Source organism: Streptomyces sp. NPDC012466 (genome assembly GCF_042955215.1).
Classification (GTDB): Bacteria; Actinomycetota; Actinomycetes; order Streptomycetales; family Streptomycetaceae; genus Streptomyces.
This window is the reverse complement of record NZ_JBIBEQ010000011.1, coordinates 99,499-124,038: the sequence shown is the minus strand read 5'-3', so window position 1 is coordinate 124,038 and position 24,540 is coordinate 99,499. Positions and strand designations below refer to the sequence as shown.

The 24,540-nt window shown below is 71.8% G+C and carries 21 protein-coding genes; 19 read left to right on the top strand and 2 right to left on the bottom strand.

The window, feature by feature from the left end; all coding sequences use genetic code 11:
* Window positions 1-208: 208 nt before the first annotated feature.
* Window positions 209-1,033 carry an NAD-dependent epimerase/dehydratase family protein gene (locus ACFY9E_RS33435; RefSeq protein ID WP_390990531.1) on the bottom strand — a complete coding sequence of 275 codons (825 nt, stop codon included), beginning with the start codon at window positions 1,031-1,033 and terminating at the stop codon, window positions 209-211.
* 224 nt (window positions 1,034-1,257) lie between these two features.
* Here ACFY9E_RS33435 and ACFY9E_RS33430 point away from each other — a divergent pair, with 224 nt between their 5' ends.
* Complete coding sequence (locus tag ACFY9E_RS33430) at window positions 1,258-2,199, top strand: 5-dehydro-4-deoxyglucarate dehydratase (protein WP_390990528.1); 942 nt, start codon at window positions 1,258-1,260, stop codon at window positions 2,197-2,199.
* Window positions 2,196-3,359: a hypothetical protein gene (locus tag ACFY9E_RS33425; RefSeq protein ID WP_390990526.1), complete on the top strand. Its 1,164-nt coding sequence runs from the start codon at window positions 2,196-2,198 to the stop codon at window positions 3,357-3,359. The genes ACFY9E_RS33430 and ACFY9E_RS33425 overlap by 4 nt, the downstream gene beginning before the upstream one ends.
* Here ACFY9E_RS33425 and ACFY9E_RS33420 read toward each other — a convergent pair.
* Entirely contained in the window at window positions 3,296-4,534 is a 1,239-nt protein-coding gene (locus ACFY9E_RS33420) for an MFS transporter (protein ID WP_390990523.1), read from the bottom strand. The genes ACFY9E_RS33425 and ACFY9E_RS33420 overlap by 64 nt on opposite strands.
* A gap of 130 nt (window positions 4,535-4,664) precedes the next feature.
* Between ACFY9E_RS33420 and ACFY9E_RS33415 the strand changes: the two genes are divergently transcribed.
* The 17 genes from ACFY9E_RS33415 (at window position 4,665) to ACFY9E_RS33335 (ending at window position 24,537) form a co-directional block, all read left to right on the top strand.
* Window positions 4,665-5,273 carry a TIGR03086 family metal-binding protein gene (locus ACFY9E_RS33415; protein WP_390990521.1) on the top strand — a complete coding sequence of 203 codons (609 nt, stop codon included), beginning with the start codon at window positions 4,665-4,667 and terminating at the stop codon, window positions 5,271-5,273.
* Window positions 5,274-5,511: 238 nt separating this feature from the next.
* On the top strand, window positions 5,512-6,264 hold the full coding sequence (locus ACFY9E_RS33410; RefSeq protein WP_390990518.1) for an MBL fold metallo-hydrolase: 753 nt from the start codon (window positions 5,512-5,514) through the stop codon (window positions 6,262-6,264).
* A gap of 148 nt (window positions 6,265-6,412) precedes the next feature.
* Entirely contained in the window at window positions 6,413-7,072 is a 660-nt protein-coding gene (locus ACFY9E_RS33405) for an FCD domain-containing protein (RefSeq protein ID WP_390990516.1), read from the top strand.
* Entirely contained in the window at window positions 7,069-7,980 is a 912-nt protein-coding gene (locus ACFY9E_RS33400; protein WP_390990513.1) for a dihydrodipicolinate synthase family protein, read from the top strand. The genes ACFY9E_RS33405 and ACFY9E_RS33400 overlap by 4 nt, the downstream gene beginning before the upstream one ends.
* Entirely contained in the window at window positions 7,977-9,707 is a 1,731-nt protein-coding gene (gene araD / locus ACFY9E_RS33395) for an L-arabinonate dehydratase (RefSeq protein ID WP_390990510.1), read from the top strand. The genes ACFY9E_RS33400 and araD overlap by 4 nt, the downstream gene beginning before the upstream one ends.
* 139 nt (window positions 9,708-9,846) lie before the next feature.
* Window positions 9,847-10,782, top strand: a complete 936-nt coding sequence (locus tag ACFY9E_RS33390) for an ABC transporter permease subunit (protein ID WP_390990507.1) — start codon at window positions 9,847-9,849, stop codon at window positions 10,780-10,782.
* Window positions 10,779-11,675, top strand: coding sequence for an ABC transporter permease subunit (locus tag ACFY9E_RS33385; RefSeq protein ID WP_390990505.1), 897 nt, complete (start codon window positions 10,779-10,781; stop codon window positions 11,673-11,675). The genes ACFY9E_RS33390 and ACFY9E_RS33385 overlap by 4 nt, the downstream gene beginning before the upstream one ends.
* On the top strand, window positions 11,672-12,958 hold the full coding sequence (locus ACFY9E_RS33380) for a polysaccharide lyase family 1 protein (RefSeq protein ID WP_390990502.1): 1,287 nt from the start codon (window positions 11,672-11,674) through the stop codon (window positions 12,956-12,958). The genes ACFY9E_RS33385 and ACFY9E_RS33380 overlap by 4 nt, the downstream gene beginning before the upstream one ends.
* Window positions 12,955-14,142: a Gfo/Idh/MocA family oxidoreductase gene (locus tag ACFY9E_RS33375; protein WP_390990499.1), complete on the top strand. Its 1,188-nt coding sequence runs from the start codon at window positions 12,955-12,957 to the stop codon at window positions 14,140-14,142. Before ACFY9E_RS33380 ends, ACFY9E_RS33375 begins: the two co-directional genes overlap by 4 nt.
* Window positions 14,139-14,984, top strand: coding sequence for a DUF6807 family protein (locus ACFY9E_RS33370; RefSeq protein WP_390990496.1), 846 nt, complete (start codon window positions 14,139-14,141; stop codon window positions 14,982-14,984). The genes ACFY9E_RS33375 and ACFY9E_RS33370 overlap by 4 nt, the downstream gene beginning before the upstream one ends.
* Window positions 14,981-16,495 (top strand): family 43 glycosylhydrolase, encoded by a 1,515-nt coding sequence (locus tag ACFY9E_RS33365; protein WP_390990493.1) that lies wholly within the window; start codon window positions 14,981-14,983, stop codon window positions 16,493-16,495. The genes ACFY9E_RS33370 and ACFY9E_RS33365 overlap by 4 nt, the downstream gene beginning before the upstream one ends.
* A 34-nt stretch (window positions 16,496-16,529) precedes the next feature.
* On the top strand, window positions 16,530-18,518 hold the full coding sequence (locus tag ACFY9E_RS33360; RefSeq protein ID WP_390990491.1) for a pectinesterase family protein: 1,989 nt from the start codon (window positions 16,530-16,532) through the stop codon (window positions 18,516-18,518).
* Between the two features lie 51 nt (window positions 18,519-18,569).
* Window positions 18,570-19,931, top strand: a complete 1,362-nt coding sequence (locus tag ACFY9E_RS33355) for an extracellular solute-binding protein (protein WP_390990488.1) — start codon at window positions 18,570-18,572, stop codon at window positions 19,929-19,931.
* A 116-nt stretch (window positions 19,932-20,047) separates the two neighbouring features.
* Window positions 20,048-20,845, top strand: a complete 798-nt coding sequence (locus ACFY9E_RS33350) for a GDSL-type esterase/lipase family protein (RefSeq protein ID WP_390990485.1) — start codon at window positions 20,048-20,050, stop codon at window positions 20,843-20,845.
* 29 nt (window positions 20,846-20,874) lie between these two features.
* On the top strand, window positions 20,875-22,185 hold the full coding sequence (locus ACFY9E_RS33345) for a polysaccharide lyase family 1 protein (protein ID WP_390990482.1): 1,311 nt from the start codon (window positions 20,875-20,877) through the stop codon (window positions 22,183-22,185).
* A gap of 95 nt (window positions 22,186-22,280) precedes the next feature.
* Window positions 22,281-23,393: a pectinesterase family protein gene (locus tag ACFY9E_RS33340; RefSeq protein WP_390990479.1), complete on the top strand. Its 1,113-nt coding sequence runs from the start codon at window positions 22,281-22,283 to the stop codon at window positions 23,391-23,393.
* 4 nt (window positions 23,394-23,397) lie between these two features.
* Window positions 23,398-24,537 carry a dienelactone hydrolase family protein gene (locus ACFY9E_RS33335; protein WP_390990476.1) on the top strand — a complete coding sequence of 380 codons (1,140 nt, stop codon included), beginning with the start codon at window positions 23,398-23,400 and terminating at the stop codon, window positions 24,535-24,537.
* Window positions 24,538-24,540: the final 3 nt, after the last annotated feature.

Genomic DNA, 24,540 nt, shown 5'->3' with positions numbered 1-24,540 from the left:
GGGGAAGTTCTACAGCGGGCATGCGGCGCTGACCAGGCCTGTTGGGGACTCGATGCTGCCCGGTTGTGCCCGTTCGATACGGGGTGTGCCCGTCACGGACCTGCGCCGGGGCCCTTCGGAAGGTGAGATCGGGCAGTGGTGGTGCCCGAACCAGGGGGCGGGCGGGCCCGTTCGGTGCCCGCCCGCCTTCGTGTGACGACTTTTCCGGTCAGTACGGCCAGATCGGCGGGTCCGTCACGAAATGGCCGCCCAGGTAGGCGTGCGCCTCGTTGCCGTCCTGCAGCTCGCCCTGCTCGGCGATGAGTTTCTCGGCGAACGGCTCGGAGTCGTCCTGCGGCTCGTAGCCGAGCGCCCGGGCGCTGGTGAGGTCCCACCACAGCCGGGTGTTGGCGGAGGAGCCGTGGACGACGGTGTGGCCGACGTGCTCGGCGGTCAGCGCCGCGTGGAGGAGACGGGCGCCGTCGGCGGGGCTCATCCACACCGAGAGCATGCGCACGCTGGTCGGCTCGGGGAAGCAGGAGCCGATGCGCACCGAGACCGTCTCCAGGCCGTGCTTGTCCCAGTAGAGCTGCGCGAGGTCCTCGCCGAAGCACTTGGACAGGCCGTAGAAGGTGTCCGGGCGGCGCGGGGTGTCGACCGGGATGAGCGCGCCCGGATCGAGGGGTGCGTCGCCCCGCGGGCGCGGGGTGTAGCCGACGGCGTGGTTGGAGGAGGCGAAGACGATCCGCCTCACGCCCTCCTCGCGGGCGGCCTCGTACAGGTGGTAGGTGCCCTCGATGTTCGCCTTGAGGATCTTCTCGAAAGGGGCTTCCAGGGAGATGCCCGCGAGATGGACGATCGCGTCGACGCCCCGGACCGCCTCGCGTACGGCGTCGCGGTCGGCGAGGTCGGCGGTGATCGCGTCGGGCGCGCCCTCGATCGGGCGCATGTCCAGCAGGCGCAGGTCGTAGCCGTAGTCCGGGAGCAGGTCCCGCATCAGAGTGCCGAGGCCGCCGGCGGCGCCGGTGAGCAGGACGGTGCGGGGAGCGGGCATCCTCGGGTCTCCTTGATCGCCGACCGTGTGCACATGAGCGCACGGCATTCATATGCGTGGACACGCTAAGGATCAGGGGCGGAGCCCGTCAAGTATGGCGCGGAGCGGGTGAATCCGCAGGTGCGTCGCGGGTGTGCGCGCTTGACCGGCCCCGAGGCGGCGCCTTAGCGTGGACTCGTTCAGAAATATAGACGCCAATCATGAATATGGAACCGGGAGAGCTTGTGACGTCAGCCCCTCTCGCCGCTCGACTCGACATTCCCAGCGGACCGCTGTTCTTCCCGGTCACCGCCTACGGACCCGACGGCTCCGTGGACCTCGACACCTACCGCACGCACGTCCGCCGCGGGGTGGAGGCCGGGGCCGCCGCCGTGTTCGCCTGCTGCGGCACCGGCGAGTTCCACGCACTGACGCCCGAGGAGTTCGAGGCCTGCGTACGGGCCGCCGTCGAGGCCGCCGACGGGCGCGTACCGGTCGTCGCGGGCGCCGGGTACGGCACCGCGCTCGCCGTGCGCTACGCCCGCCTCGCCGAGGCCGCCGGTGCGGACGGCCTGCTCGCCATGCCGCCCTACCTCGTCGTCGCCGGGCAGGAGGGGCTGCTGCGGCACTACCGGGAGGTGGCCGCCGCGACCGCCCTGCCGGTCATCGTCTACCAGCGCGACAACGCCGTGTTCACCCCGGAGACGGTCGTCGGACTCGCCCGCACGGACGGGATCATCGGCCTCAAGGACGGGCTCGGCGACCTCGACCTCATGCAGCGCATCGTCAGCGCCGTCCGCACCGAAACCCCCGGCGACTTCCTCTACTTCAACGGCCTGCCGACCGCCGAGCAGACCCAGCTCGCCTACCGCGCCCTCGGCGTGACGCTCTACTCGTCCGCCGTGTTCTGCTTCGCGCCGGAGATCGCCCTCGCCTTCCACCGGGCCCTCGGGACCGGTGACGACGCCACCGTGCGGAGACTGCTCGACGGCTTCTACCGCCCGTTCGTCGAACTGCGGGCCCAGGGCCGCGGCTACGCCGTCGCGCTGGTCAAGGCCGGGGTACGGCTGCGCGGCCTCGACGTCGGGGAGGTGCGGCCCCCGCTGCACGAGCCGGCCGGGGATCATGTCAAGCAGCTCGCCGAACTGATCGAGCGGGGCTACGCGCTGCTGGAGGAGACCCCGTGAAGGCGTCGGCATTCGTCTACCCCTGGGACGTCAACGGGGACCCGGAGGCACCCGCGCGGATCGCCGCGCTCGGCGTGCGGCAGGTGACGCTCGCCGCCGCCTACCACTCCACGCGCGCCCTCACGCCCCGCCATCCGCGCCACCGCATCGTCACCGCCGAACACGCCGCCGTGCTGTACCCGGCGGACGACCGCTGGGCCGCGCGCGAGCTGCGCCCCTACGCGGCCGGCGCCTGGGCCCCCGGCGACGCCTTCGGCGAGGCCGCCACCGCGCTCACCGAGGCCGGTCTGGAGGTGCACACCTGGGTCGTCCTGGCGCACAACTCCCGCCTCGGCGCCGAGCACCCGGACACCTCGGTCGTCAACGCCTACGGCGACCGCTACCCCTGGGCGCCGTGCATCGCGCAGCCCGCCACGCGCACGTACCTGACCGACCTGGCGGCCGAGGCGGCGGTCCGGCCCGGGGCGCGCGGCACCGAACTGGAGTCCCTCGGCTGGTACGGACTGCAGCATCTGCACGCCCACGACAAGACCGGCGGCATCGGCCTCGGGGACGCCGGGCAATACCTGATGGCGCTGTGCTTCTGCCCGTCCTGCCGGGACGGCTACGGCCGGCACGGCCTGGACGCCGACGAGCTGGCGGCCGCCGTACGGACCGCGCTGGAGCCGGTCTGGCAGGGCGCGCCCTCCGACGGAGGCTGGACGGGCATCGAGAAGCTCCTCGGTGAGACCCTCGCGAACACCACGCGCGCGTACCGCGACGACACCGCCCGCACCCTCCAGGAGCAGGCCGTCGCGGCGGTCCGCGCGGCGGCGCCCGAGGGCTTCCAGGTGCTGCTGCACGCGGACCCGGTGTCGTACCACGTCGGCGCCAACCCCGGAGTCGACCCGGCGCACATCCTGTCCGTCGCGGACGGCGTGGTCGTGCCCTGCGCGGGCGGCACCGGCACACTGACACCGTTCGCACGGCAGGACCGCCGGGGCGCCGTCATCGCGGCCAACTTCACCGTCGTCTCGGGGATGGGCGGCAGCCCGGGCACCCTCGCCGCCGACGCGGCCGGGGCGCGGGAGCTCGGCGCCACCGAACTGCGGCTCTATCACGCCGGGTTGGCGTCCGACGGCGACCTGGAGGCGGTCCGCTCCGCCCTCGCCGGGCTCTGACACAGCGCGGCCGCCGTCACCAGCAGGGCCACGCCCAGGACCACCAGCACCAGCCGGTGGCTCACCAGCTCGACCAGGGCCGCCCCGGCGGCCAGCCCGGCCACGTTCGGTGCGTACACCAGGGTGTGGGCGCTGGCCGTGACCCGGCCCAGCAGCGCATCCGGCGTCTCGTGCTGCACGGAGGTCAGCGCGGCGATCAGCACGGCGGGCAGCCCGGCGCCGATGGCCGCACCGCACACCAGGGCCACCGGGTCGGACGGCACCGCCCGCAGGGCCACGGCGACGGCCAGCAGGGCGATCCCGGACGCCGCGAAGCGCCGTGCGCCCAGGTGACGCAGGGCGGAGCCGGAGAGCAGGCCGACCGCGACCGAACCGGCGCCCTGCACGGCGTACAGCACGCCGGTGTACGCGGGGGAGTGCCCGAGGGCGTCGACGACGGCGTACACCATCGCCCCGTTCAGACCGGCGCAGAGCATGGCGGCGCCGCCCGCCAGGACCAGAGGGCGCAGCACGGGGTGCGCCCACAGGTGCCGGACGCCCTCGGCGGCCCGCCGCCGAGGGCTGCCGAGGGGCGGCGCGGGCTTGTCCTGCCGTACGCGCAGTGCCGTGTACAGGGCTGTGGCCAGCACGAACGTCGCCGCGTCCAGGAGGGCGACACTCGCGCCGCCGTACCCCGCGTAGAGGCCCGCGCCCGCCAGCGGGGCCAGGAGTTTCATGCTCTCCGTGGCGGTCATGCGCAGGCCGTTGAAGTCGCCCAGCAGGGCCGGGTCGACCGCCGTCGCCATCAGTGCCGACTCGGCCGCGTCGTGGACGACGCCCGCCGCGCCGTATACGAACAGCACCGCGTACAGCAGCCACAGGTCACCCGGGGCGTCGACCCTCAGGAGGGTGAGCAGCAGGGTGGCCAGGAGCAGGTTCACCCCGATCAGCAGGGGCTTGCGGCGGATCCGGTCGGCGAGAGTGCCCAGCAGTGGTCCCGCCAGGGTCGGCAGCCACATGGCGAGCATGCACAGCGCTGCCAGGCCGTCCGAGCCGGTCAGGTCCTTGACCCACACGCCGGACGCCAGCCACAGGGCCGACGTGCCGAAGCCGGAGACCACCACGCCGCAGAGGCAGAGCCCGCAGTCGCGGTCGCGCAGGACGCGCACGAGGGGCCGGGTCGTCTTGGTCGTCATGCCTCGCCATCGTGCGGCTAAGGCCCCGGGCGGCGGATCGGGCAGGTTCCTCATCAAAGGCCCGGACGAGCGATGACTTTCCTGCCCGGGATCGGTCTACCTCCCGAGACGACACTCCGGAGGAGCACCCATGACCGACATCACCGGGACGACCGGTACGCCCCTCGACCTCGGCCCCCAGACGGAGGTCCTGGCGCGGCTCGTCGCCGGCGTCACCGACGAACACCTGGCCGACCCGACGCCCTGCCCGAAGTACGAGGTGCGTCACCTGCTGGGCCACCTGGCGGGACTGGCCACCGCCTTCCGTGACGCCGCCCGCAAGGACCTCGGCGCCACGACCGACACCAGCCCGGACTCCGCGCTGCCGGACATCGCGCCCGGCTGGCGCGAGGAGCTGCCCGAGGTCCTCGCCGAACTGGCCGAGGCCTGGCGCGACCCGGCGGCCTGGACGGGCATGACCCGGGCCGGAGGCGTCGACCTGCCCGGCGAGATCGCGGCCCTCGTCGTCACCGACGAACTGGTCGTCCACGGCTGGGACCTGGCCCGCGCGACCGGCCGGACCTACGACCCCGACCAGGCCGCACTCCAGACCTGCCACGACTTCCTCGCCGCGTCCGTCGACGACCCCCAGCGCGGCGCCATCTTCGGCCCGGTCGTCACCGTCGACGCCGACGCGCCCCTGCTGGACCGCGCGGTGGGACTGAGCGGCCGGGACCCGGGGTGGACACGTATGCCGTAAGGGCGTCGGGCGGCCACGCCGTGGGGCGGCCGGGCGGTCACTGCCCTTGTCCCGGGGGCGAGGTGGGGGCGGGGACGACGAGAGTGGGGGCGCCCCTGGAGTCTTCAGCTCCTCCTCGGTGAACCTGTGCCGCCGGGCCATCTGCCCTTGCGGCTGCGGCTGCGGCTGCGGCACCCGGAGTTCCGGACGCCCGGGTGACCCCGGCGGCGTCGGCGCGGTGGCGCATAACCTCCCCTCCATGTCTCTCACCCTGACCGTCCTCGGGACGGCCTCCCCGCATCCCGGCCCCGACCGCCCCTGCTCCGGCTATCTGCTGCGCGGCGGCGGGGCCGAGGTGTGGGTGGACGCCGGGCCCGGGACCTTCGCGGAGTTGCAGCGGCACACGGACCCGGCACGGCTCACCGCCGTGTGGATCTCGCATCTGCACGCGGATCACTGTGCCGATCTGCTGTCCGCGGTGTACGGCCTCGCGTACGGCGGGCTCACCCCGGCCGCACCCGTGCCGGTGTACGCCCCGGCCGGGTGCGCTCAGCGTCTCGCCGGGTTCTTCGGACGGCCCGACGCCGGTTTCCTGGACGGCATCCTGGACTTCCGGACCCTGCACGACGGCCACGTGGCCCGGCACGGCGGCCTCGCCCTCACCGCACACGCCGTCGTCCACGACGTCGAGTCGTACGGGCTGCGGGCCGAGGCCGGCGGGCGGGTCCTCGCCTACTCCGGTGACAGCGGCCCCTGCCCCGCCCTGGCCGAACTCGCCCGCGGCGCCGACCTGTTCCTGTGCGAGGCGGACATCGACACGCATCGCGAAGGCGAACAGGTCCATCTCACTCCCGAGGACGCCGGTGCCGCCGCCCGCCGGGCGGGGGTACGGGAGTTGCTCGTCACGCACGTCGGTCCCACACTCACCCCCGAGGCGGCGACCGCACGCGCCGCCTCCGCCTTCGGTGGCCCCACCGCCACCGCCCGCCCCGGCGCCACCAGGAGCGTGTGAACGGCACCACGGCTTCTTTGTCGAAAGCATTGACGAAACAAACGCGCCCTCCTACCGTCATCGCGTCGTACTTCGTACGTCATATATGAGACGCGATACGCGAGATCCGATACGCGATCCACCGAGACGCGAGATCCGAGAGGCGCGCATGACCTCTGTGCCCACGCCGATCCCCTCCCGCACGCAGTACGTGCTGGAGGGGATCAAACACCGCATCCTCACGGGGCAGTTGACGCCCGGGCAGGCGCTCGTCGAGACCGAGCTCGCCGCGCAGTTCGGGGTGTCCAAGACCCCGGTGCGCGAGGCGCTCAAGACCCTCGCCGGGACCGGGCTGGTCGTGATGAGCCAGTACAAGGGCGTCACCGTGCGCATGGTGGACGCGGACATGGCGCGCGAGGTCTACGACGTCCGGCTGTTGCTGGAGCCCGAGGCGCTGAAGCGGGCCGTGCAGCGCGGGGCCTCCCTGGACGCCGCCCGCGAGGCGCTGACCAGGGCCGACGCCGCCACCGACACCGCAGAACGCTCCCTCGCCAACCGGGAGTTCCACCGCGCCCTGTACCTGCCGTGCGGCAATCCGCTGCTCGGCCGGATGCTCGACGAGGTGCGCGACCAGGCCGCCCTCGTCTCCGCCGTCGCCTGGGCCGCCTCGCCCTCCTGGGAGCGGGAGGCCGGTGAGCACCGGGAGATCCTGCGGCTCGCCCTCGACGGCGACGCCGACGGCGCGGCGCGTGCCCTGCACGCCCACATCGCGTCCTTCGTGCAGCGCGCTTTCCCCCAGGCAGGACTGGAACAGGAAGGTCAGGAATGAGCAGCGTGGCGTTCGAGGCCCAGCGGGCGGCCCTGGCCGACGTGGTGGCGATCCCGGTGACCCCGTTCGCCGAGGACGGCTCCGTCGCGCGGGACACCCACCGGGCTCTGCTGCGCCGTCTGCTCGACGGCGGCATCACCACCCTCACCCCCAACGGCAACACGGGCGAGTTCTACGCCCTGAGCCCCGAAGAGCGCCGGCTCGTCACGGAGCTGACGATCGACGAGGCCGGCGAGCGGGCCCTCGTCCTGGTCGGTGTCGGGCACGACATCCCGACCGCAGTCGCCTCCGCCCGGCACGCCCGGGAGCTCGGCGCGCAGATGGTGATGGTCCACCAGCCCGTCCATCCCTACGTCTCCCAGGCCGGCTGGGTCGACTACCACCGGGCCATCGCCGAGGCCGTGCCCGAGCTGGGTGTCGTGCCGTACGTCCGCAACGCGCAGCTCACCGGTGCCCGGCTCGCCGAACTCGCCGACGCCTGCCCGAACGTCATCGGCGTGAAGTACGCCGTCCCCGACGCGGCCAGGTTCGCCGCGTTCGCCCGGGACGCGGGTCTCGAGCGGTTCGTGTGGGTGGCGGGGCTCGCCGAGCCGTACGCACCCTCCTACTTCTCCGCCGGTGCCACCGGTTTCACCTCGGGGCTGGTGAACGTCGCCCCGGCCGTCTCCCTGAACATGATCGAGGCGCTGCGCTCGGGCGACTACCCGGCCGCGATGAAGGTCTGGGAGCAGATCCGCCGCTTCGAGGAGCTGCGCGCCGCCAACGGCTCCGCCGACAACGTCACCGTCGTCAAGGAGGCCCTCGCCTCCCTCGGACTGTGCCGCCGCGAGGTCCGCCCGCCGAGCAAGCCGCTGCCGGAGAGTGAACGCGCCGAGGTCGCCGCCATCGCCGCAGGGTGGTCGATATGACCGGCCGGAAGCGTCCCGAGGAGCTGCGCAGCCACCAGTGGTACGGCACCGAAGGGCTGCGCACCTTCAGCCACCGCGCCCGCACCCGGCAGCTGGGCTACCTGCCCGAGGAGCACCTGGGCAAGCCCGTCATCGCGATCCTCAACACCTGGTCCGACATCAACCCCTGCCACGTCCATCTGCGCGAGCGGGCCCAGGCCGTGAAGCGGGGAGTGTGGCAGGCCGGTGGTTTCCCGCTGGAGTTCCCGGTCTCCACGCTCAGCGAGACCTTCCAGAAGCCGACCCCGATGCTCTACCGCAACCTGCTCGCCATGGAGACGGAGGAGCTGCTGCGGTCGTACCCGGTCGACGGGGCCGTGCTGATGGGCGGCTGCGACAAGTCGACGCCCGCCCTGCTCATGGGGGCGGCCAGCGCCGATCTGCCGGCGGTCTTCGTGCCGGCCGGGCCGATGCTGCCGGGCCACTGGCGCAACGAGGTCCTCGGCTCCGGTACCGACATGTGGAAGTACTGGGACGACAAGCGGGCCGGTGTCATCGGCGACTGCGAGATGCAGGAGCTGGAGAGCGGCCTCGCCCGTTCGCCCGGCCACTGCATGACGATGGGCACGGCCTCCACGCTGACCGCCGCCGCCGAGGCCCTGGGCGTCACCGTGCCGGGCGCCTCCAGCATCCCGGCCGTCGACTCCGGGCACGACCGGATGGCCGCCAGGGCGGGCATGACGATCGTGGAACTGGTCCACAAGGACCGGAAGCTGAGCGACATCCTCACCGCCGAGGCCTTCGAGGACGCCGTGACGACCGTGCTCGGACTCGGCGGCTCCACCAACGCCGTGATCCATCTGATCGCCATGGCCGGCCGCGCGGGCGTCCGCCTCACCCTCGACGACTTCGACCGCATCGCCCGCACGGTCCCGGTGCTGGCCAACGTACGGCCCGGCGGACAGACGTACCTGATGGAGGACTTCCACTTCGCGGGCGGTCTGCCCGGGTTCCTCTCCCGGATCCCCGACCTGCTCCACCTGGACCGGCCCACCGTCTCGCACGACACCCTGCGCGAGCAGATCGCCGGCGCCCAGGTCCACCACGACGACGTCATCCGGACCCGGGACAACCCGGTCGCGCCGGAGGGCGGGGTCGCCGTGCTGCGCGGCAACCTCTGCCCGGACGGCGCGGTCATCAAGCACATCGCCGCCGAACCTCGCCTGCTCAAGCACACCGGGCCCGCCGTCGTCTTCGACGACTACCGGACCATGCAGCGCACCATCAACGACCCGGCGCTCGGCATCACCGCGGACCACGTCCTCGTGCTGCGCAACGCCGGCCCCAAGGGCGGACCCGGCATGCCCGAGTACGGGATGCTGCCGCTGCCCGACCACCTGCTCAAGCAGGGCGTGCGGGACATGGTCCGGATCTCCGACGCCCGGATGAGCGGCACGAGTTACGGCGCGTGCGTGCTGCACGTCGCGCCCGAGTCGTACGTCGGCGGACCGCTCGCCCTGGTGCGGACCGGCGACAGCATCACCCTCGACGTCGAGGCGCGCACCCTCCATCTCCACGTCGACGACGAGGAACTCCAGCGGCGCAGGGCGCGGTGGACACCGCCGCCCACCCGCTACGAGCGCGGCTACGGCGCGCTCTACAACGAGCAGATCACGCAGGCCGACACCGGCTGCGACTTCGAGTTCCTGGCCCGCCCGGGCACCGTGCAGGACCCCTACGCGGGCTGAACCGGCACGACCCACACGCCACCCCGCACCACCTTTGCTCCTCAGCACGACCCGGCACGACCCTGCCCGTGAAGAAAGCGCTTCCCGCGCACGCGTCGACGCACGACGTACCACGACGTACTGAGAACGGAGAACAGTCATGGCCCAAGCCGCAGCCGTGGCGAAACCGCCCGCGCCACCCCGGCGGCGCCGGGCCTCCGCCACGCCGCGCAGGCTCCCGTACCTGCTGATCGCGCCGGCCGCCCTGCTGATGCTGGGGTTCATCGCCTACCCGGTCATCAGCGTCTTCTACTACAGCCTGCAGAACTACAACCCGACCAAGCCGTGGCGGAACGGCTACGCGGGCTTCGACAACTTCGTCCACGCCTTCACCGAGGACCCCGTCTTCTGGGACACCCTGGTCTTCAGCGCCCAGTGGGTCGTCGTCGAGGTCGGCCTCCAGCTGCTGTTCGGCCTCGCGCTCGCCCTGATCGTCAACCAGACCTTCGTGGGCCGGGGCCTGGGCCGCGCCCTGGTCTTCTCCCCGTGGGCCGTCTCCGGCGTGCTGACCTCCGCGATCTGGGTGCTGCTCTACAACTCCCAGACGGGCATCACCCGATACCTCGCCGACATGGGCATCGGCTCCTACGGCACCAGCTGGCTGTCGGACACCTCCACCGTGTTCCCGGCGGCGATCGTCGCCGACCTGTGGCGCGGCGTGCCCTTCTTCGCGATCCTCATCCTCGCCGACCTCCAGTCCGTCTCAAAGGACCTCTACGAGGCGGCCGAGGTCGACGGCGCGAGCCGGCTGAAGCAGTTCTGGCACATCACGCTGCCGCACCTGAAGGACGCCATCATTCTGTCCACGCTGCTGCGCGCGGTGTGGGAGTTCAACAACGTCGACCTGCTCTACACCCTGACCGGCGGCGGCCCCGCGGGCGAGACGACCACGCTGCCGCTGTACATCGCCAACACATCCGTCGACGCCCACAACTTCGGCTACGCGTCGGCCCTGACCACGGTGGCGTTCGTGATCCTGCTCTTCTGCTCGATGGTCTACCTGCGGCTGAGCAAGTTCGGAGGCGAGGGCAAGTGAGCGTCAAGGAAGCCACCAAGACCGCGCCCGCCCCCGTGCCCGCCGCCCCCGAGCCGCCGCGCCCCGCCAAGGGGCACCGCGCCTGGGACGAGGCGCCCCGCTGGCAGATCTACCTGCCCCTGGGCATCTACCTGCTCTTCACGCTCGTCCCCTTCTACTGGATCCTGCTCTTCTCGCTGCGCCCGGCCGGCTCGACCTCGCTCGTGCCCTGGCCGATGACCTTCGACCACTTCGAGAAGGTCTGGACGGAGCGCAGTTTCGGCACCTACTTCACCAACAGCGTGCTCGTCGGCGTCGCCACCCTGATCATGACGACGCTCGTCGCGCTGGCCGGCGGCTACGCCCTCGCCCGGTTCGACTTCAAGGTCAAGCGGGCGTTCATGCTGGGTCTGCTGTGCTCCCAGTTCGTGCCGGGCGCGCTGCTGCTGGTCCCGCTGTTCGAGATCTTCGCCGAGCTCCAGATGATCAACTCGCTCGGCAGTGTCATCCTCGCCGAGACGGTCTTCCAGCTGCCGCTGTCGATGATCCTGATCAGCAACTTCATCAAGAACGTGCCGTACTCCCTGGAGGAGGCGGCCTGGGTCGACGGCTGCAACCGGATGACGGCCTTCCGGATCGTGGTGCTGCCGCTGCTGCGGCCCGGTCTGATCGCCGTCGGCTCGTTCGCCTTCGTCCACTCCTGGAACCACTTCCTGTTCGCCCTGATGTTCCTGAACAACCAGGACAAGCAGACGATCCCCGTCGGCCTCAACAGCCTGATGAGCGCCGACAGCGTCGACCTGGGCGCGCTCGCCGCGGGCGGCATCATCGCGGCCGTCCCGGTGGTGATCGTGTTCGCCTTCATCCAGAAGTGGCTGATCACCGGGTTCAGCGCGGGGGCGGTGAAGGGATGAGGGGCAGACATCTGGCCGTCGCGGCCGGCCTGTTGGGGGTGCTCTGTGTGCCCGCGCACGCCGAGGCCCGGGACATCGGCCGCGACACCCTCCCCGCGAACGACGGCTGGGCCGCCGAGGGAGCGGGCACCACCGGCGGCGCCGCCGCCGACGCCGACCACGTGTACACGGTGACCGACCGCGCCGGGCTCGTCCGCGCCCTCGACGGCGGCAGCGACACCCCGAAGATCATCAGGATCGCCGGGACGATCGACGCCAACACCGACGACCACGGCGACCGGCTGGACTGCGCCGACTACGCCACCGACGGCTACCGCCTGAAGAGGTACCTCGCCGCCTACGACCCCCGCACCTGGGGCTCCGCCAAGCCCAGCGGCCCCCAGGAGGAGGCCCGCCAGGCCTCCGCCGCACGGCAGGCCGAGCGGATCGTCCTGCCCGTCGGCTCGAACACCACCCTCGTCGGCCTCGGCGACTCGGCCGCCCTCAAGGGCGCGAGCCTCCAGGTCAAGAACGCGGACAACGTCATCGTCCGCAACCTCGAACTGCGCGACGCCTACGACTGCTTCCCCGTCTGGCAGCCCAACACCGGCGGCCTCGGCGACTGGAAGACGGCCTACGACAACATCTGGCTGACCGGCGCCACCCACGTCTGGGTGGACCATGTGACCCTGAGCGACAAGGGCCACCCCGACGCGAAGGAACCCACCCACTTCGCCCGCAACTACCTGCGCCACGACGGACTGCTGGACATCACGGGCGGCTCCGACCTGGTCACCGTCTCCTGGAGCCGCTTCGCCGGCCACGACAAGGCGATGCTCATCGGCAACGGCGACACCGCCACCGGCGACCGCGGCAAGCTCCGCGTCACCCTGCACCACAACGCCTTCGAGTCCGTCGTCCAGCGCGCCCCGCGCGTCCGCTTCGGCCAGGTCCACGTCTACAACAACCGGTACGACATCACCGGCGACGACCACCGCTACTCCCTCGGCGTCTCCACCGAGTCGAGGATCTACGCGGAGAACAACGCCTTCCACGCGCCCGGCCACGTGGAGGTCGCCGACCTGGTCAAAAGCTGGAACGGCAGCGCCCTGCACCAGAGCGGCACGCTCTTCAACGGCTTCCCGGTCGACCTGCTCGCGATCCACAACGCCTACAACTCGGGCAGCGAGCGCGACCTGACGGCCGACGTCGGCTGGACGCCGACCCTGCACGGGCGGATCGACAGCGCCCAGGTGGCCGACCGGGCCGTGGCACGCGGCGCCGGTGCGGGGAGGATCCCATGACCGGTCGCATGATCGATTCCATGAGTGAAGCCCTGAGCATCCCCCTGCCCGTCGTCCTCGCCGGAGCCCGCGGTCACGGCCGCTGGCACATGGAGAACATCCGCCGCCTTCAGCGCAAGGGCATCGTCCGGCTCGCCGGAGTGTGCGAGCTGACGCCGCTGACCGAGGAGGAGCTCGGCGACCTGGGCAGCCCGGAGCAGTCCGCCGACTTCGGTGCCCTGCTGGACGCCACCGGCGCCCGGCTCGCGGTGATCTGCACGCCGATCCCGACCCACACCGACCTCGCGCTCACGGCGGCCGGGCGGGGCGTGCACCTCCTCCTGGAGAAGCCGCCCGCCCCCTCCTACGCCGAGTTCCGCCGCATGGCCGACGGGGTCGCCGCGGCCGGTGTCGTCTGCCAGATCGGCTTCCAGTCACTGGGCTCGCACGCCCTGCCCGTCGTCCGCGAGCTGGTGGAGGAGGGCGCGATCGGGCAGCTGGCCGGGCTCGGCGGGGCCGGTGCCTGGGTACGCGACGAGGACTACTTCCGGCGGGCACCCTGGGCGGGCAAGCGTCGGCTGAACGGCGTCGACGTGATCGACGGGGCGCTGACCAACCCCCTCGCCCACGCCGTCGCCACCGCCCTCGCCCTGGGCGGCACGACCCGCGCCGAGGACGTCACCGGCATCGAGACCGAGCTGCTGCGGGCCAACGCCATCGAGTCCGACGACACCTCCTGCGTCCGCGTCACCACCGCACAGGGCCACCCGGTCACCGTCGCCGCGACCCTGTGCGCCGAGCAGGCGGACGAACCGTACGTGCTGGTGCACGGCAGCAGCGGCCGGATCACCTTCTGGTACAAGCAGGACCGCGTGCTGCTCCAGCGCGCGGGGCACGGCCCGGAGGAGTCCGAGCACGGCCGCACCGATCTGCTGGAGAACCTCGTCGACCACCTCACCACCGGCGCGGACCTGCTGGTCCCGCCGGACGAGACCGGCGCCTTCATGAAGGTCGTGGAGGCCATCCGCACGGCCCCCGACCCGGTGCCGCTGCCGGACACCGTCTGGCACCGCGTCCCCGGCGAGAGGCGCCGGGTGGTGCCCGGCATCGACGGACTCGTCGCGGCCGCCGCCGACACCCTCTCCCTCTACTCCGAGCTCGGCGCCCCCTGGGCGCACCTGTCGAACGAGGTGAGCACCCGATGACCAGCAACGACACCGCGGTCCTGCGCGTCGCGGGCCGGCCGGTCGGCCGGTACGTCACCCGGCCCGAGCTGCCGGCCCGGCTCTCCCCGCGCCCGTATCTGCACCCCGTCACCACCCTGGCCGGCACGGCCGTGACCGAAGCCGGCCCGGCCGACCACGCACACCACCTCGGCGTCGGTGTCGCCGTTCCCGACGTCGAGGGGTTCAACTTCTGGGGCGGACGCACCTACGTCCGCGACCAGGGCCCGACCGAGCTCGACAACCACGGCGCGCAGCGGCACATCGCCTTCCAGCTGCGCGACCCGGACGGCTTCGTGGAGGAGCTGCGCTGGGTGGCCGCCGGCGGCGAGCTGCTGCGCGAGCGCCGTACGGTCGCGGCCACCGAACTCACCGACCAGGCCTGGGCGCTGGACCTCACGTTCTCCCTCACCAACGTCACCGGGGGCCCGCTGTCCATCGGCAGCCCCGCGACCAACGGGCGCCCGGGCGCGGCCTACGGCGGGTTCTTCTGGCGGGCCCGCAAGGAGTCCGCCGCGCCGGAGGTCCTCACGGCCGGGACCGAGGGCGAGGAGAACGTCCACGGCCGCCCCGCCGACTGGCTGGCCCTCCGGGGCGGCACCTGGACGCTGGTCTTCGCCGGCGCCACCGAACGGACCCGCCGCGACCCGTGGTTCGTGCGCACCGAGGAGTACCCGGGCGTCGGCTCCTCCCTGGCCTGCGACGAGCGGGTGCCGATCCCGCCGGGCGAGACCGTGGTGCGCCGGGTGGTCACCGTCGTCGCCGACGGCCGCCTCGACCGGGACACGGCAGCGGCCCTCGTCCGCAAGGCGGTGAGCCCGTGACCTCCGAGACCTACCGCAACCCGATCCTGGACGCCGACTGGTCCGATCCGGACGTGGTGCGCGTCGGCGACGACTTCTACCTGACCGCCTCCAGCTTCGGCCGCGCCCCCGGCCTGCCGCTGCTGCACTCCCGGGACCTGGTCAACTGGACCCTGGTCGGCCACGCACTCGAACGCCTGGAACCGGCCGCCGCGTTCGAGAAGCCCCGGCACGACTGCGGGGTCTGGGCCCCCTCCCTCAGGTATCACGACGAACGCTTCTGGATCTTCTGGGGCGACCCCGACCACGGCATTTTCCAGGTCAACGCCCCGCAGATCAGGGGCCCCTGGACCCGCCCGCACCTGGTGAAGGCCGGCAGGGGCCTGATCGACCCCTGCCCCCTCTGGGACGAGGAGACCGGAGAGGCCTACCTGGTCCACGCCTGGGCCAAGTCCCGCTCCGGCGTCAAGAACCGCCTCACCGGCCACCGGATGCGCCCCGACGGCACCGAACTCCTCGACGAGGGCAAGGTGATCGTCGACGGGGACCGCATACCCGGCTGGTTCACCCTCGAAGGACCCAAGCTCTACCGGCACGACGGCTGGTTCTGGATCCTCGCCCCCGCCGGCGGTGTGGAGACCGGCTGGCAGGGCGCCTTCCGCTCGCGCGGCTTCTTCGGGCCGTACGAGGAGAGGATCGTCCTGGAGCAGAAGGACACCGGCGTCAACGGCCCCCACCAGGGCGGCTGGGTGCGCACCGCGTCCGGCGAGGACTGGTTCCTGCACTTCCAGCAGCGCGGCGCCTACGGCCGGGTCGTGCACCTCCAGCCCATGCGCTGGGGCCCGGACCACTGGCCGGTGCTCGGGGACGACGGCGCCCCCGTGGCCGAACACCGCCGCCCCGGCCTGCCACCGCAACCGCCCGCCGCGCCCGCCACGGACGACGACTTCCCCGGCGGACGGTACGGCCGCCAGTGGCAGTGGACGGCCAACCCGGGCGAGGGCTGGGCCACCCAGCACTCCGGGGACGGGCTGCGGCTCACCTGCGTCCGCTCGGCGGACGCCCACGACCTGCGGAAACTTCCCCACGTGCTCACCCAGCGGCTGCCCGGCACGCCCTGCACCGCCGAGGTGGAGCTGCGGCTCGACAGCGACCGGCCCGGGGCCCGGGCCGGACTCGCGGTCCTCGGGGACTCCTTCGGATGGATCGGGCTCCAGCGGGGCGCGGACGGCACCGTCCACCTCGTGCACCGGTTCGCCGAGGCCGTCGCGGACGCCGAACGCGACGCCGCCCATCCCCGGCCGGCCCCGGAGGGCCGGGCCCGGCTGCGGATCGAGATCGGCGCGGGCGCCCGCTGCCGCTTCTCCGCCGATGTCGGTGACGGGGACGGCTTCCGCCCGTCCGGCCCCGTCTTCGCCGCCACCCCGTGGCGCTGGGTGGGCGCCCTGCTCGGCCTCTTCGCCCTCGCGCCCGCCGGTCAGGGGCACGCCGGTGCGGCGGCCTTCACCCGGTTCCGGATCAGCGCCTCGTAACGCATCTGACGTCGTACGCCTGTTGGGAGCCGCAATGACGCACCTCCGTAGCAAGCGCTTGTCGAGACCGGGGCACGGCAGGATCGTGGCCGCCGTACTCGGCCTGGTCGCCGCGCTCGGCCTCGGCACGATAGGGGACGCCCGGGCCGTCCCCTCACCGCGGTCCGATCCCGCCGCCGACCGCTGGACCGACCGGCCGCACGGCTTCGCCTCCCTCGCCGGCGGCACCACCGGCGGGGCGGGCGGCAAGGTCGTCACCGTCACCGACCAGGCCGCCCTGGCGAAGTACGCGGCGGCCGAGGAGCCGTACGTCATCCGCGTCCAGGGCGCCGTGACCATGGAGCCCTTCGGCACCGAGATACCCGTCGCCTCGGACAAGACCATCATCGGCGTGAGCGACACGGCCGAGATCGTGCACGGCGGTTTCACCCTCGACCCCGGCACGCACAACGTGGTCATCCGCAATCTCACCATCCGCGACACGGCGATCGACGGCAACTGGGACTGCAAGGACACCGACTACGACGGCATCCGCCTGGACACCGCCCACCACGTGTGGATCGACCACATACGGTTCTCGCGGATCTGTGACGGGCAGCTCGACATCCGCAAGGACAGCGAGTACGTCACCGTCTCCCACAACCAGTTCACGGACAACAACAAGACCTTCGGCATCGGCTGGACCCCGAACGTCACGACGCAGATCACCGTCGACCACAACTGGTTCCGGGGCACCAAGCAGCGCAACCCGTCCGCCGACAACTGTGCCTACGCGCACCTCTACAACAACTACCTGTCCGCGCAGCTGTCCGACGGCGACCCGGTCTGGACGTACGGCAACTGGTCGCGCGGCAGGACGAAGATGGTCATCGAGAACAGCTTCTACGACGGCGTCCAGCACCCCTACCAGGCGGACGCGAGCGCCGAGCTGGTGCAGCGCGGGTCGATCCTGCGCAACACCACGGGCCGGCACGACGCCTGGGGTACGGCGTTCGACCCGCGGGAGTTCTACACCTACCGGCTCGACCCGGCCGCCGCGGTGCCCGCACTGGTGAAGCGGTTCTCCGGGCCGCAGAAGCGGATCGGCGGGCCGGTCACCCTGCACGTCCCGGGCGACTACCCGACCGTGCAGGCCGCCGTGGACGCCGTCCCCGACGGCAACGACACCCCGCTGACCATCGCCGTCGCGCCGGGCACCTACCGCGAGAAGGTGTTCATCCCCGCGAGCAAGCCGCACATCGAGCTGCGCGGCACCGGACGGGACCGCTCGGACACCGTGATCGTCTTCGACACACCCGCCGAGTACGGGGGGTCGACGGGCAGTGCCACCGTCCGGATCGCCGCGAACGACGTCACCGCCCGCAACCTCACCTTCAGCAACGACTTCGACGAGGCCGCGCACGAGCTGAAGGGCGAGCAGGCCCTGGCGATGAAGACGACCGGCGACCGGATCGTCTTCGAGGACACCGCGTTCCTCGGCAACCAGGACACCCTGATGACCGACAGTCCCAAGCTGACCACCGTCAGCCGGGTCTACGTCCGCGACTCCTACATCGAGGGCGACGTCGACTTCGTCTACGGCCGGGCCACGACGGTGATCGAGCGGTCGGTGATCCGGGCGCTGAACCGCGGCTCGGACTCGAACAACGGCTACATCACCGCGGCGTCGACGTGGAAGGGCAACCCGTACGGGTTCCTGATCACCCGGTCGAAGATCGTCAGCGACGCCCCCGCAGGGACCTACCACCTGGGGCGGCCCTGGCACCCGGGCGGCGAGCCGGACGCGGTCGCCCAGGTGCTGATCCGGGACACCCGGCTGCCTGCCGCGGTCAAGTCCTCGCCCTGGACCGACATGAGCGGGTTCTCGTGGAAGGACGCGCGGTTCACCGAGTACCGCAACCACGGCCCGGGCGCCGCGATCACCCCGGACCGTCCGCAGATGAGCGACCGGGACGCGCGTTCCCACACCGTCACCGCCTACCTGGCGGGCAGCGACGGCTGGGCGCCGCACACCCGCCGCTGATCCCCCACACACCCTCAAGTTCCGCTGGATCCAGAAGAAGAGAGCCGACCAATGAAGATCAGCAATCGCACCAGCAGCAGAGGCGGGCGCCGGACCTCGGCCGCCGTGGCCCTGGGGGCCGTGCTCGCGCTGACCGCGACCGCCTGCGGCGACGACGGCAGCGGGGCGGGCGGCGACAAGGGCGCCGACGGCAGCGGCAAGGGCAAGATCGTCTTCTGGGACAACAACGGCGGTGTCCGGACCGAGAGCTGGAAGGAGATCATCGCCGACTTCGAGAAGGCCAACCCGGACATCGAGGTCGAGTACGTCGGCATCGCCTCGACCGAGTACCAGTCCAAGGTCGACACCGCCCTCCGGGGCGGCGGCCTGCCGGACGTCGGCGGCGTGGGCGCGGCGATGCTCGCGGGGTTCGCCGCGCAGGGCGCGCTGGAACCGCTCGACGAGCGGCTCGGGAAGTCGTCGCTGAACGGCAAGCTCAACAAGGACATGGTCGAGTCGCTGAAGGCCGCCGGCGGCGGGGACGACAAGCTGTACTCGATCCCGACCTCCGCGAACAACGGTGTGCTGTACTACCGCACCGATCTGTTCAAGAAGGCGGGGCTCGAAGAGCCCACGACGTGGGAGCGGTTCTACAAGGCCGCTCGGAAGCTGACGAATTCGGGCAAGAACGAGTTCGGCTACACCATTCGCGGCGGTGCGGGTTCCATCGCCCAGGCGCTGGACGCCATGTACGGGCAGTCCGGAATCACGTCGTTCTGGGATTCTAGTGGTGAGAAGACCACGGTCAACGACCCCAAGAACGTGGCGGCGCTGGAGAAGTACGCGGCGCTGTACAAGAAGGTCACTCCGGCCGCCGACCTCAACAACGACTTCACCAAGATGGTCGCGCAGTGGGATTCCGGCACGATCGGGATGCTCAACCACAACCTCGGGTCGTACCAGGACCATGTGAAGGCGCTGGGCGTCGAGAAGTTCCGCGGTATCCCGCAGCCGATCGGTGCCGGCGGCAAGCGGGTGCAGGTCTCCAACCCGGTCGACGGGCTGGGCCTGTTCAAGAGCGGCAAGAACAAGGACGCCGCCTGGAAGTTCATCGAGTTCGCCACGTCCAAGGCGGAGAACTCGAAGTTCAACGAGGCGGCGGGGCAGGTGCCGTCGAACACGGACGCGGCGAAGGACGCCTGGATCTCGAAGGCCGAGCCCACGAAGCTGGCCGCTGACGCGTTGTCGGACGGGTCGACGACGATCGTGCAGCTGCCGTACTACCTGCCGGACTGGAACACCATTTCCAAGGCGGACAACGAGCCGAACTTCCAGAAGGTGCTGCTCGGGAAGATGAGTGCGAAGGAATTCCTGGACACGATGGCCGAGCAGCTGAACGCCGCGCAGGAGGAGTGGAACCAGCGGAACGCGTAGCTCCGGTAAAGGCCGTGGGGCGGCCCGTGGTCCGCAGGGTGCGGGCCGTCCCCGGCTGGTCGCGCAGTTCCCCGCGTCCCTGCGGTTGGACATCCCCCCATTGAAAGGAACTCCGCGTGTCTCTCAGTCGTAGACAGGTTGCTGTTGCCGCGGCCGCTGTGCCGTTGGCGTTCTCCATGTCCGGTACCGCTCACGCCGGTGTTCGTCGCACCCCCACGCTCTACATCGCCGGTGATTCCACCGCCGCGCAGAAATACGCCGGTGCCGCGCCCGAGACCGGGTGGGGCATGGCGATTCCGTTCTTCCTGCAGAGCTTCCGGCTCGCCGTCTCCAACCACGCCGTGAACGGGCGGAGCTCGAAGAGCTTCGTCGACGAGGGCCGGCTGAAGGGGATTCTCTCCGTGATCCGGCCCGGCGACCTGCTTCTCATCCAGTTCGCCCACAACGACGAGAAGGCGGAGGACCCCACCCGGTACACCGAGCCCTGGACGACGTACCAGCAGTACCTGCGGATGTACGTCGACGGGGCCCGGGCGCGGGGGGCACGGCCGGTGCTCGCCACCTCCGTGGAGCGGCGGCGGTTCGACGCCGCCGGAAAGGCGCTGCCGACGCACGGGGAGTACCCGGCGGCCATGCGGGCGCTCGCCGCCGAGGAGCGGGTCGCCCTGCTCGACATCCAGGCGCTGTCCCTCGCCCTGTGGCAGCGGCTCGGGGTCGAGGAGACCAAGAAGTACTTCAACTGGACCGCGACCGAGCAGGACAACACGCACTTCAACCCGCCGGGAGCCATCGAGGTGGCCCGGCGCGTGGCGCGGGAGTCGCTGCGGACCCGGGTGCTCGGGCCGCGTGATGTACGGCGCCTGGACGAGCGGATTCCCGAGTCCTGGATCAGCTGGCCGGACTCCGCCGCCTAGCCCCCTCGAAGAAGGAAGAGAGCCGCACCATGAACGTACGCAAGTGTCATGATCATGCCATGACGAGAGCCGTCGTGCTCGTCGGCTGCACCGCCCTCGTGCTGTCCCTGAGCGGCACCGGCGCCCAGGCCCAGCCGCGGGACGTGGCCCGGCAGACCCTCGGCGCCGGCGACGGGTGGGCCTCCCACGGCACCGGTACCACCGGCGGTGCAGGGGCCGACGCGCAGCACGTCTACACCGTCACCACCTGGGAGCAGTTCCGGGCCGCCCTGAAGGACGGCGGGTCCGCGCCCCGGATCATCAAGGTGAAAGGGGTGATCGACGCCGTCTCCGAGGGCTGTGACGCGTTCGCGGCCGAGGGGTACGACTTTCAGAAGTACCTCGCCGCCTACGACCCCGCCGTCTGGGGCCACGACAAGCCGGTCAGCGGTGAACAGGAGGACCTGCGGGCCGCGTCCGCCGCCGCGCAGGACAAGACCATCAAGGCGAGCGTGCCCGCCGACACCACCATCGTGGGTGTGGGCAAGGGCTCCGGGATCCGCGGCGGCAGCCTCCAGATCAAGGGCGTGGACAACGTCATCGTCCGCAACCTCACCCTCGAGGCCCCGATCGACTGCTTCCCGCAGTGGGACCCAACTGACGACAACAAGACCGGCGCCTGGAACTCCGAGTACGACGGCGTGGTGGTGTACGGCTCCAGCCACGTGTGGATCGACCACAACACCCTCACCGACGGCCGCTACCCCGACAGCAGCCTGCCGGCCTACTTCGGCAAGGTCTACCAGCAGCACGACGGCCTGCTCGACATCGTGCGCGGCGCCAACCTCGTGACGGTGTCCTGGAACTCCTTCCAGAACCACGACAAGACCATGCTGATCGGCAACAGCGACAGCGCGGCCGCCGACGACACGGGCAAACTCAAGGTCACGCTGCACCACAACCGCTTCGAGGGCATCGTCGAGCGGGCCCCGCGCGTGCGCTTCGGTCAGGTCGACACGTACAACAACCACTTCGTGGTGACCCAGGACCAGGCGTACGCCTACACCTTCGGCATCGGCGCCTCCTCGCAGCTGTACGCCACGGACAACGCGTTCTCGCTGCCCGCCGGAGTAGGCGCCGGCAAGACCCTGAAGAAGTGGAAGGAGGCGCCGCTCACCGCCGAGAACAACTACGTCAACGGCAGGCGGACCGACCTCATCGCCGTGCACAACGCGGAGATTCCCGGCGAGATCCTGACGTCCGGTGCGGGCTGGAAGCCGACCCTGCGTACGAAGGTCGACTCGCCGAAGGCCGTGCCGCAGATCGTCGACCGGAAGGCCGGCGCGGACCGGATCTGCTGACCTGGTGACCGGCCGGGGCGGCCCCCACCGTGTCCCCCAGCCCGGGGACGCGCCCGCCCCGGCCCCTCCCGCAGCGCCATCGAAGGAGCACCCGCATGCCCCTGTCCAGAAGAGGATTCCTGACCGTCAGCGCCGGAGCGGGCGCCGCGCTCGGTTCGGCCTCGGCCCCCGCGCGGGCCTACGGCCGCCCGCGTCCGTTCGGCCGGTTCGGCTCACCCGCCGCGCGCCTGACGCCCCGGACGCTGTACGTGCACCCGGGCGGCGCCGGTGACGTCACCACCGTCCGGGACGCCGTGGCCGCGGCGAACGGGGCCGGGCACACCCTCGTCATCGCCCCCGGCACCTACCGGGAGACGGTCGCCGTCGACCGCGCCCGCACGGGCACGACCTGGATCGGGGCGAGCGAGAACCCCCGTGACGTGGTCATCGTGTACGACAACGCGGCCGGAACCCCCAAGCCCGGCGGCGGCACCTACGGCACCACCGGCTCGGCCACCACGACGGTGCAGGCCGACGATTTCACGGCCCGCTGGATCACCTTCGCCAACGACTGGCTGCGCGCCGACCACCCCGGGATCACCGGCACCCAGGCCGTCGCCCTCAAGGTCCAGGGCGACCGGTCCGCCTTCCACCACTGCCGGTTCCTCGGCCACCAGGACACCCTGTACGCCGACTCCACGGCCCTCGGCACCTTCGCCCGCCAGTACTTCGCCCACTGCTATGCCGAGGGCGACGTCGACTTCGTCTTCGGGCGGGCGACCGCGGTCTTCGAACGGTGCCACTTCGAGACCCTGTCCCGGACCGACCTGGCCGGCGCGCCCTACGGGTTCGTCTTCGCGCCGTCGACGGCCGGTGCCAATCCGCTCGGCTACCTGGTGACCCGCAGCCGCGTCAGCGGCGACGCACCCGCCGGCCACTACAAACTGGCCCGGCCCTGGGTGCCCGGCTCCGACACCACCGCCCGCCCCATGCTCACCGTGCGGGACACCCGGCTCGGTCCCGGCATCGACGCGGTCGCGCCCTACGCCACCATGTCGGATGCCCACCCGTGGCAGGCCCAGCGTTTCGCCGAGTACCGCAACACCGGGCCGGGCGCGCACATCACGGTCCCGGCCAACCGGCCCCAACTCACCGCCCGGCAGGCCCGGTCCGCGACCCGCGCCGACTGGCTCGGCGGCTGGGAGCCGTGGAAGGCGGCGTGCCCATGACCCCTTGGGGGGACGGACGTCCGTGCCCGGGCCGGGGGCCGTGCCGCCGGGCGGGCGAGCGGTGAGCGGGGCGGAGGCGGCGGTCGTGGACGGACCGCTGCCGGACTTCCACCCGGCCCTGAAGGACGCCCTGACCTTCCCGCTCGCCTGGGGCCGTTCCCCGATCCGCGACGTCCGCGCCTGGCGGCGTACCGCCCGGGCCACCGTCGAGGAGCACCTCCTCGTCGAGCGGCAGGACGGGACGCCGTACGCGCCGGAGTTCACCGGCCGTTCCCGGACGCGGGACTACACCCGCGAGCTGGTGACCGTCTCCCTCACCCGCTACGGACGGGTCAGCGGCGCCCTGCTCACCCCGCACGGCCGCGGGCCCTTCCCCGCCGTGCTGCTCCTGCACGACCACGGCGCCAGGTTCGACATCGGGAAGGAGAAACTCGTCCGGCCCTGGTACGACGACACGCGGCTCGCGTCCGCCCGTGCGTGGGCCGGCACGTACTTCAGCGGGCGGTTCGTCGGTGACGAACTGGCCCGGCGCGGCTATGTGGTGCTGTGTCTGGACGCGCTCGGCTGGGGTGACCGCGGGCCTGTCGCCTACGAGCAGCAGCAGGCCCTGGCGTCCAGCCTCTACCACCTCGGCTCCTCGCTCGCCGGGCTGATGGCCCGGGAGGACGAGCGGGCCGCCGCCTTCCTGGCCGGGCTCGACCGGGTGGACGCCGGGCGGGTCGCGGCCGTCGGCTTCTCCATGGGCGCCTACCGGGCCTGGCAGACCGCCGCCCTCAGCGACCACGTCGCGGCCGCGGCGAGCGTCTGCTGGATGACCGGCCTGAAGGAGATGATGGTGCCCGGCAACAACACGCTGCGCGGGCAGTCGGCGTACTACATGCTCCACCCCGGCCTGGCCCGGCACCTCGACATCCCCGACGTGGCGAGCATCGCCGCACCCCGGCCGATGCTGTTCTTCCACGGCGGCCTCGATCCGCTGTTCCCGGCCGGCGGCGTGCGGGTCGCGCACGACAAGCTGCGTGCCGTCTGGCGCTCGCACCACGCCGAGGAGCGGATACGGGTGAAGACCTGGCCGGAGTTCGGCCACGTCTTCACCCACGCGATGCAGGACGAGGTCGTCAGCTGGCTCGACGACGTCCTGTGAGAG